Source organism: Vicinamibacteria bacterium, assembly GCA_035570235.1.
GTDB lineage: Bacteria > Acidobacteriota > Vicinamibacteria > Fen-336 > Fen-336 > DATMML01.
In genome coordinates this window covers 23,574-32,107 of record DATMML010000135.1, presented here as the reverse complement: position 1 = coordinate 32,107, position 8,534 = coordinate 23,574, and the positions used below count along the sequence as shown (strand labels likewise).

General features: G+C 67.9%; 9 protein-coding genes. All 9 read right to left on the bottom strand.

Going from position 1 to position 8,534, the window contains the following annotated elements; all coding sequences use genetic code 11:
• A partial coding sequence (locus tag VN461_23455) for a serine/threonine protein kinase (GenBank protein ID HXB57738.1) occupies positions 1-189 on the bottom strand: 189 nt, incomplete at its 3' end.
• Positions 190-243: 54 nt separating this feature from the next.
• On the bottom strand, positions 244-660 hold the full coding sequence (locus tag VN461_23450; protein ID HXB57737.1) for a metalloregulator ArsR/SmtB family transcription factor: 417 nt from the start codon (positions 658-660) through the stop codon (positions 244-246).
• Between the two features lie 87 nt (positions 661-747).
• Positions 748-981: a hypothetical protein gene (locus tag VN461_23445; GenBank protein HXB57736.1), complete on the bottom strand. Its 234-nt coding sequence runs from the start codon at positions 979-981 to the stop codon at positions 748-750.
• Positions 982-983: 2 nt separating this feature from the next.
• A complete protein-coding gene (locus VN461_23440; protein HXB57735.1) occupies positions 984-2,204 on the bottom strand; it encodes a VWA domain-containing protein in 1,221 nt (406 codons plus the stop codon).
• Between the two features lie 2 nt (positions 2,205-2,206).
• Positions 2,207-3,676: a sigma 54-interacting transcriptional regulator gene (locus VN461_23435; GenBank protein HXB57734.1), complete on the bottom strand. Its 1,470-nt coding sequence runs from the start codon at positions 3,674-3,676 to the stop codon at positions 2,207-2,209.
• Between the two features lie 65 nt (positions 3,677-3,741).
• Positions 3,742-4,557, bottom strand: a complete 816-nt coding sequence (locus tag VN461_23430) for a GAF domain-containing protein (protein HXB57733.1) — start codon at positions 4,555-4,557, stop codon at positions 3,742-3,744.
• Between the two features lie 48 nt (positions 4,558-4,605).
• Complete coding sequence (locus VN461_23425) at positions 4,606-6,414, bottom strand: DUF4388 domain-containing protein (protein HXB57732.1); 1,809 nt, start codon at positions 6,412-6,414, stop codon at positions 4,606-4,608.
• Between the two features lie 133 nt (positions 6,415-6,547).
• Positions 6,548-7,588, bottom strand: coding sequence for a chemotaxis response regulator protein-glutamate methylesterase (locus VN461_23420; GenBank protein HXB57731.1), 1,041 nt, complete (start codon positions 7,586-7,588; stop codon positions 6,548-6,550).
• The gene (locus VN461_23415) at positions 7,585-8,451 is read right to left on the bottom strand and encodes a protein-glutamate O-methyltransferase CheR (protein HXB57730.1); all 867 of its coding nucleotides are present in this window, start codon (positions 8,449-8,451) and stop codon (positions 7,585-7,587) included. Before VN461_23415 ends, VN461_23420 begins: the two co-directional genes overlap by 4 nt.
• Positions 8,452-8,534: the final 83 nt, after the last annotated feature.

Genomic DNA, 8,534 nt, shown 5'->3' with positions numbered 1-8,534 from the left:
GACCTTGGCTTCGCGACGGAAGCGCTCCGAAAAGCTGTCGTCGTGCAGGAACCCGGCGGGCAGGACCTTGAGGGCCACGTACCGATCCAGGTCGGTCTCGTAGGCCCTGTAGACGGAGGCCATTCCTCCCTTCCCGAGGGTGCCCGTGATGAGGTAGGGGCCGAAGTGAGAGTTCTCGCGCAAGGCCAAAGCGGGAAGCCTCCTCCTAGGGCGGGGCCGTCAAACACCCGCGCGGCCGCGCCCTCAACGACGCGGCCGGAGGACGCTCACGCTCTCCGTGACTCCGCCCAGCGCCTTCTTGAGCAGGAGCCGCGGTCCGGGGGGGAGCGCCTCCGTGCGCTCGAACCACTGCAGCCACCCCCGGAGCATGATGAGCATCGTCTTCTGCTCCAGGCTGTAGGTGCGCACCCGGCCGCGCTGCTGGACGTGGACGAGTCCCGCTCTCTGCAGGGCGTTCAAGTGACGGGTAATGGTGGGCCAGGTGCAGGAGAAGCGGCTCGCGATCTGTCCCGCCGTCATGTGTCCACCCCGAAGCTTCAGGATGAGCAGGATCTGGCGGCGGGTGGGATGGGCCAGGGCCTCGAAGACGAGGTTGAGGATCCGCAGGTCCTCATGGGCGGTGCGACTTCTCTTCTTGGGCGCTTTCTTTGTTCTGGGCACGTGCACTCATCCTATCATGTATGAGACTTAGCTCGCGAACTAAGCAAGTCAAGGGTTTTCTTGCGGCCCTGCTCCGCGGTACGGCGGTCAGGCCGCGGAGGCCACCTTCGCGTAGCGCTGGGCTTGGAGTTCCGCTTCCCGCGCGCGGACGCGCTCCCGGGCCTGCTCGCGGCGCTCGAAGAGCCCGAGGGTCTTGACCACGGTGGTGGTCCCTCCCCGCTCCTCCGTGACCAGGAAGCCCTCCCCGGGCTGCTCGAACACGCTCAGACCCACGCGCCCGACCTGGGTGGGGTGTTCGTACTCCTCGTGCAGGAGGCGCACTCTCAGTGCACCGTACGGACCTTCTTGTTCAGATAGTCCATGAGGACGAACTGGCCGAGGCTGTAGGGGGTAGTGAAGTAGGCCTTGCCCCGGCACATCTCGGTCACCTTCTTGACGAAAGCCACCAGATCGCGGTCGCGGGCGAGCATGAAGGTGTTGACCAGGACCCCCTGCCGTCGGCAGTTCGCCACCTCCTTCAGGGTCAGGGCCACCACCCGCGGGTCGAGGCCGAAGGGGTTGCGGTAGATTCGGCCGTCTCCTTCCGTGAGGGCGGAGGGCTTCCCGTCCGTGATCATCACGATCTGCTTCATGTCCTTGCGCTGGCGGGCCAGGATGCGCTGGGCCAGACGCAGGCCCTCCCGGGTGTTCGTGTAGTAAGGCCCGACCCGCACCTTGGCGAGCTGGGAGAGCGGCACCTCCTCCGCGGAGTCGTGGAAGAGCACGAGCTGCAGGCTGTCCCCCGGATACTGGCTCCGGATCAGGTGGGAGAGGGCGAGAGCCACCTTCTTGGCGGGGGTGAAGCGATCCTCCCCGTAGAGGATCATGCTGTGCGAGCAGTCCAGCATGACGACGGTGGCGCAGGAGGACTGGTACTCGGCCTGGTGTACGAGCAGGTCCTTGTAATCCACGTCGATCGGGACCTTGAGCCCCTCGCGCGCCAGCGCGGAGAGGAGGGTCCCGCTCACGTCCAGGTTCAAGGTGTCCCCAAACTCGTAGGTCTTGGACGGCCCCGAGGCCTCGATACCGGTGGCCAGGTCACGCGTGTCGTGGCGGCCGAAGGAGGACTTGCCGAGGGAGCCCAGGAGGTCGCGCAGTGTCTTGTAGCCCAGGAAGTCCACCGCCTTCTCGGTCAACTCGAACTTAACGGGGGGGCTGCCGGGGCCGAAGCCGCCTCCCCCCGTGGGGTCGTGGAAGGGCTGCCCCTCGCGGGCGGAGAGGTAGCCCTCCCGGACCAGCCGCTCCACCGTCTTCTGCAGGAACTGCTCGAGGGCGTCCTGGTCGTCCATGAGGTTCTGGAGGTCCTCGTCGGAGAGGAGCCCCCGACGCATGAGGGCCTCGAGAATGGCGTCGTGCAGGGCCTGGAGGTCGTCCCCGTCCCACTCCCCGGGCTCGTAGCCGAAGCCGCTCTGGAGCAGGAAGTCGGAGAGCTCCCCCACCAGATCCTCGAGGTCGAGGTCGTCCCACAGCTCGCCCTGGTACCGGTGGTAGCGGATGATGGCCATGGTCAGTTGACTTGCTTCTTCATCTTGCGCAGGCGCTCCAGCCGGTCTAGATCCACGTCCACGTCGCTCCGCCGCTCCGGGGCCATGAAGCCACGGTCGTCACTGCGCCCGATCTTCTTCTGGGCATAAAGGCCCTCCAGAATGAACTCCCCAGCCGAGGCCAGGAGGGGGGCGGGGTCGCCCGGCTCCACGCCCAGGAGGGAGAGGTGTTCCTGGATCCCGGGCACGCGCTCCAGCTGCCCCACCACCTCCCCCGCGGGGGAATCGTCCCGGATCTTCAGGCTGCCGCCGCCTTCGAAGAACGCAATCACGGGTCGGAAGTTGACCGAGCCCAGGTAGACGGAGAAGGCCTCCCCCACCGCCTCCCGGATCAGCTCCCGCCCCACGTGCTCGGCCCCCATCAATTCACCCTCGTACTCCAGCTCGAACTTGCCGGTCAGGGAGGGCAGCGCGGCATAGACGTCGGAGATCCGGGGCACCACCGGCGATTCCTTCTGGAGGAGCGCGCGCCGCTCCGCGTTGGAGACGACGTTCTCGAGGGCGCTGATGGGCAAGCGCTGGCTGACCCCGCTCCGCCGGTCGACCTTCTTGTCACGGCGGGCGGCGAAGGCGATGCCTTCCACCACCTCGCGCAGATAGCGCGGGATGCGCACGCCGTCGCCGCGGGCGGTCCAGGCCTCCTGCTGGGTGATGGCCACTCCCTGCTCGAGGGTGTTCGGGTAGTGGGTCCGGATCTCGCTGCCGATGCGGTCCTTCAGGGGGGTGATGATCTTGCCGCGCGCGGTGTAGTCCTCGGGGTTGGCGGTGAAGACCATGCAGACGTCCAGGGACAGCCGCACCGGGTAGCCCTTGATCTGGACATCCCCCTCTTGAAGGATGTTGAAGAGGCCCACCTGGATCCGTCCCGCGAGGTCAGGCAGCTCGTTCAGGGCGAAGATGCCGCGGTGGGCGCGGGGCAAGAGCCCGTAGTGCATGGTCAGCTCGCTGGCCAGGTCGTGGCCGCCGCGGGCGGCGCGGATGGGATCCACGTCCCCGATGATGTCGGCGATGGTCACGTCGGGGGTGGCGAGCTTCTCCATGTAGCGCTCTTCGGGGGCCAGGAAGACCACCGGCGTCTCGTCCCCCCGCTCGGAGGCGAGATCGCGGCACCGCTTGCAAAGGGGACGGAAGGGGTCGTCGTGGATCTCGCAGCCGGCGACCACGGGCAGCCGGGGGTCGAGGAGGGTGGTCAGGCTGCGCAGGAGGCGGCTCTTGGCCTGGCCCCGAAGGCCGAGCAGGATCATGTTGTGCTTGGAGAGGACCGCGTTCACGAGCTGGGGCACCACGGAGTCGTCGTAGCCGAGAACGCCCGGGAACAGGCCCTCCCCGGTGGCGAGTTTCCGCAGCAGGTTGCGGCGCATCTCCTCCTTGACGCTGATCTTCGTGCCCGGGTGGCTCCGCTTCAGCTCGCCGAGGGTCCGCGGTTCAGACATGAGGGCTCCTCCGATAGCAATTATATAAGGACCAAGGCCGGGCGACCGTTCTCAGGGGGGGAGGGCTATTTCGCGGGCTGGGTCTTGATCATGTCCAGAAAGCCCTGGAGGGTGGTGAGCTTCCGCGCCGAGGCCGAGTAGAGCTTGGAGGAGAAGAGGGCGGTGGCGGCGTGGCCGGCGAGAAGGGTGAAGAGCTCGTAGTCCATGGTGGTGAAGGCCGTCTTCTGAACCAGCAGCTTGTTGATGGAGATCACGCCGATCACGGTGTCCTTGATCTTCAAGGGGATCACGGCCAGGGGCTTATCGAAGGGGGTGGGGTCGCGCCGGGCCACGCTCTCCGCGAAGTGGTTCTCGCCCGTCTGCGCGGACTGTCCGATCAGCCCTTGGCCCAGGGGGATGGAGGTCAGGGGGGCGGTCTCCCCTTCCGAGGTCTCTAGCTCGAGGTGCCCTGTCTTCTCGCTCACCATGAAGAGGTGAAAGACCTCGGCCCCGATGAGGTTGATGACGATCTCCTGGACGATGCGCACGACCTCTTTGTAATCGAGGGTGGAGTGGAGCTGGTAGGAGGCCACGTAGAGGTTGGCCAGGTTGTTGTTCTGCTCCTCGATCTCGATGTAGCGGTCGGCAAACTCCTTGTTCTCTTCCTCCACCTTCTTGTGGCGCGCCTCCATCTCGGCCAGGCGCTCCTCCAGCTCCCGCGTTCGCTGAGAGAGCTCCCGCACCCGGTCTTCAGCGCCGGAGGGGGCGTCGGAGGTCTTGACCGAGGCCAGCTTGAAGCGGAGGCGCTCGTTCTCCTTCAGGAGCTCCTCCGTGAACTCCTTGGCCTTGGTCACGATTTGAAGAAAGTCCTGGCCCTTCTTGAAAGGGTCCTCGCTGGGCATCACGCCACCTCGATTCCCCGATTCTACCAGAGGCGGGGCCGCCCCGGCTCAAGTCCGGTTCTGTAGCGTCTGGAGCTTGCGCTGGAGAAAGGCGTTCTCCAGGGCCACCCCCGCCTGGTTGATGAAGACCTCGAGCGCCTCCAGACGGCCGAACTCCCGACCGGTCTCCGGGTTGTCCCCGAAGAGGAGGGCGATCGTCTCCCGATGGGTGATGAGGGGAAGGAGGGCCACCGTCCCCGACTGGAAGCGGCCGATCTTCCCCATCAAGTACGCGCTCCACCTCCCCTTGGGGAGGGGCACCAGAAGCGGCTGGCCCGCCTGGACAGCGTCGTGGAAGAGCGAGGGCTCGCCCAGGGGGATCACCACCTCGCGCACGAGCAGGTTGATGTTCTCCCCCTTGGGCGCGGCCCCGAAGCCACCCAGGCCGCGCGCCTCATCGTTTTTGACCAGGAAGAGGATGGCCCGCTCGAAGAACTCCCGGGCCACCTTCATGACCAGGATCGCGATCTGGTTGGCGTCGGCGGGCTCCCGTAGGTCGAGCAGCCGACGCTGGAGGATCGTGAACTGGCGCGAGAGCTCCTCGTGGGTGGGGGGGGAATGATCGGGTTGGCCCGCGGGGGCGGTTCCCGGCTTCGCGGCCTTGGCCGCGGGGACGGGGCCGGTGCCGCGCCCCATGCGGGGCAGGATGTCCACCAGGATCTTGTTGGCGAAGGCGAGCAGGTCGGCCTCGAACTGCCGGGGGTTCAGCTTGGAGAGCCCGGGCTTGAAGACGAAGCTCTTGATGCCCATCTGCTGGGCCCGGAGCTGAAGCGAGGGGTTCAGGCTCTCCGTCATCATGAGCACGGGAGGGCGGAGGTTCATCTTCCAGAGCCGCTTGACGACCTCGAAGCCGCCGTGGAAGGAGGAGCCGCCGGAGGTGGGCATGCCGAGGTCGGTGACGAGCAGGAAGGGCACGCCCTCCCTGCCCAGCTTTCCCCCCTTCTTAACCGCGGTTTCGGGGTCCTCCGCCTCGACCACCTCGTAGCCGCCCTCCTTGAACCAGTCGGCTAGTACCCGGCGCACCTCCGACTCGTCGTCCACGAGCAGCAGGGTGCGGGCCTCGGGGCCGGCCGCGGGCTCGGGGCTGGCCGCCGGCGACGCAGGCGCGCGGGCGGGTGCGGGCGAGGGTGCGGCCGCAGGGGCGGGGGCCGCCTTGGGGGGGGACGAGGGCCCGGGCGGGACCGCCGGCGGAGCCGCGGGCGGGGATGAGGGCCGGGACGGTATGGCCGGCGGGGGGGCGGCCGGACTCGCGGAGGGGGGGAGGGTCCGGCCTCCCGGGGTCTCCGGAGCCGCCGGCGTCCCCATGTTGCGAACGAAGGCGGCCACCGCCTCCGCTTCCCGATCCGCTCCCGGGTCCCCCGAGGTCTCGTCGGGTTGGGCAAAGGACGCCTCCACCAAGGCCGTGGAGTTCCTCCGGTCCTCATCGATGCCGCGGGCCAGGTCCAGCAGCAGCTCCTGGGGGTTGATGCCCATGACCAGCGTCTCGAGGTTGAGTTCTCTTCCTCCCAGCGCCCGGGGAGGGGCATCGTTCAGGCTGAAGCTAAACTGCCCTTCCCGCAGGCGGACGAGCTGCTCGAGGGCGATCTCGATGCGGCTGCGGATTACGCTGGACCTTTGGGCTTCGGGGAGCGCGCCGAACCGGGGATCGAGGGGCACGCTGTCCCAGTTGAAGGCGGCGACCACGTAACCCTCCCGAAAGACGATCCCCCCCTCTCCTTCGCCGGTCCGGATGGAGAGGTTGCCGGTCTTCTTGCTGAAAGAGACGATCTGCAGGATGTCGAGGAGGGGTAGATCCTCGAGGTTGCCGGTCAGGCTCAAGCCGCGACCCCGCGGGCCTCAGCCTTCACTTCGCCGATCGCCTCGCGGATAGGGCATGGGTTGCCTCGCCTCCCGGATCCGCCTCCCGCCCGGGCTCGACGCGGAGAGCCGAACGCCGCCCGTCCCGCAGATTCTACACCGCAGCGAGGATCTCCGCGGCCATGCCGGACAGGGGAACAGACCGGTCCACGACCCCGGCGTCCACCGCCGCCTTGGGCATCCCGTAGATGACGCAGCTCTCCTCGCTCTCCGCGAGCGTCTGCCCCCCCGCCTGCCGGATGGCGCCCAGGCCGATGGTCCCGTCAGCGCCCATGCCGGTCAGGACCACGCCCAGGGCCCGGGGGCCGTATGCCTTGGCCACGGAAGTCATGAGCACGTCCACGGAGGGACGGTGGAGGCTGGAGCGCGGCTCTTCATCCAGCACGATCTTGACCGTCGACCCCCGCCTCCGCAGCTTCATGTGCAGGCCGGCGGGAGCAATGAGCACCAGCCCCGGCATCACCGGCTCGCCGTCCCGGGCTTCCCGCACGGGCAGGGGGCTGCGCTGGTCCAGGCGGTTGGCCAGTGAGCGGGTGAAGCCGACGGGGATGTGCTGAACCACCAGGACCACGGCCTGGAGGTCCTTGGGCAGGAGGGGGATGATGGCTTGGAGGGCGGGAGGCCCGCCCGTGGAGGCTCCGATGGCCACAACCTGCGCGCGGTGCGCCTCCGGGGGGCGGGCCCCGGGGGCCCAAGTGACGGCAGGGAGGGGGGCACCGTGGGCCCGGGGCGAGCCGGCCAAGGCCCTGATCTTCGTTAGGAGCTCTCCGGCCAGGCCCGCCAGGTTCATGTGGCCCTGCACGCTCGACTTGTCCACGAAGTCCAAGGCCCCCAGCTCGAGCCCCCGCAGGGTTATCTCGGCGCCCTCCTGGGTGAGGGACGAGAGGAGGAGCACCGGAACCGGGCACTCCTCCATGATCTGCTTGAGGGCCTCGAGCCCTCCCATGCGCGGCATCTTGACGTCGAGGGTCACCACGTCCGGATCGAGAGCCTTGGTCTTCTCGATCCCCTCCGGCCCGTCCGCGGCCAAACCCACCACCTCGATGTCGGGAGCGGTGGAGAGTATGCGCGAGAGGGCCTGGCGCACGAAGGCCGAGTCATCCACCACCAGCACCCGGATCCGCTCCGCGGTCACCGCGGCCCCTCCGGCCTCTGGTAGGCCATGGCCCCCTGGAAGCGGACGGGGGTGAACATGTCCGTGATCCGCGAGAGGGACTCCGCGTGACCCAGGAACAAGTAGCCGCCGGGGGCCAGCGCCTGGTGGAACAGACGGACCGCCCGCAGGGTGGTGGCGTCCGAGAAGTAGATGAGCACGTTCCGGCAGAAGAGGGCGTCGATGGGCATGAGGTCGAGGTAGCTGGCCGGCTCGAGAATGTTGCCGGGGCGCAGGTTCACCAGCCGGCGGATGGGCTCCTTGATCCGGATCCCGGCCCCCTCCTTCACGAAGTGACGCTCCACGAGAGCAGGGCTCGTGGCCCGGAAGGAGTTCTGGTGGTAGAGGCCCCGCCGCGCCTTCTCCAGCGCCTCCCGGTCCACGTCCAGGCCCACGACCTGCACATCCCAGTTCCAGAAGAACTGACCGCTGTCGTAGACGATCATGGCCAGGGTCATGACCTCTTCGCCGGTGGAGCAGCCGGCGGAGAGAATGCGCAGACGGCGGTCATCGGTGCGGGCTTTTCGCTCCTTGATGCTCCGGAGCACGCTCTCCGAGAAGACCTTCAGCTGGGCCTGCTCGCGGTAAAAATAGGTCTCGTTGTTGGTGAGGTGGCTGACCATGCGCTCCCGCTCCTCCGCGCGCTGGGGCCCGAAGCGTAGGTAGCGATAGTAGTCCTCGAAGGAGAGGAGGCCCAGGAAGGAAAGCCGGCCGGCCAGGCGGGCGCGGAGCGAAAGCCGCTGCCCATCGTCGAAGTAGAGCCCGAACTGCTCGTGGATGAAGTCGCGGAGGAGGCGGAACTCCTCCTCGGAGAGGTCGGCGTCGAGGTCGGAGGTGCGGAACATCAGTGAGCAGAGAGGGGAGGCCGCACCCCCCCTCGAACCCTCGCTGGCTTCGGGGGAGCTCCCCTTGGTCCACGGCCCCGCGG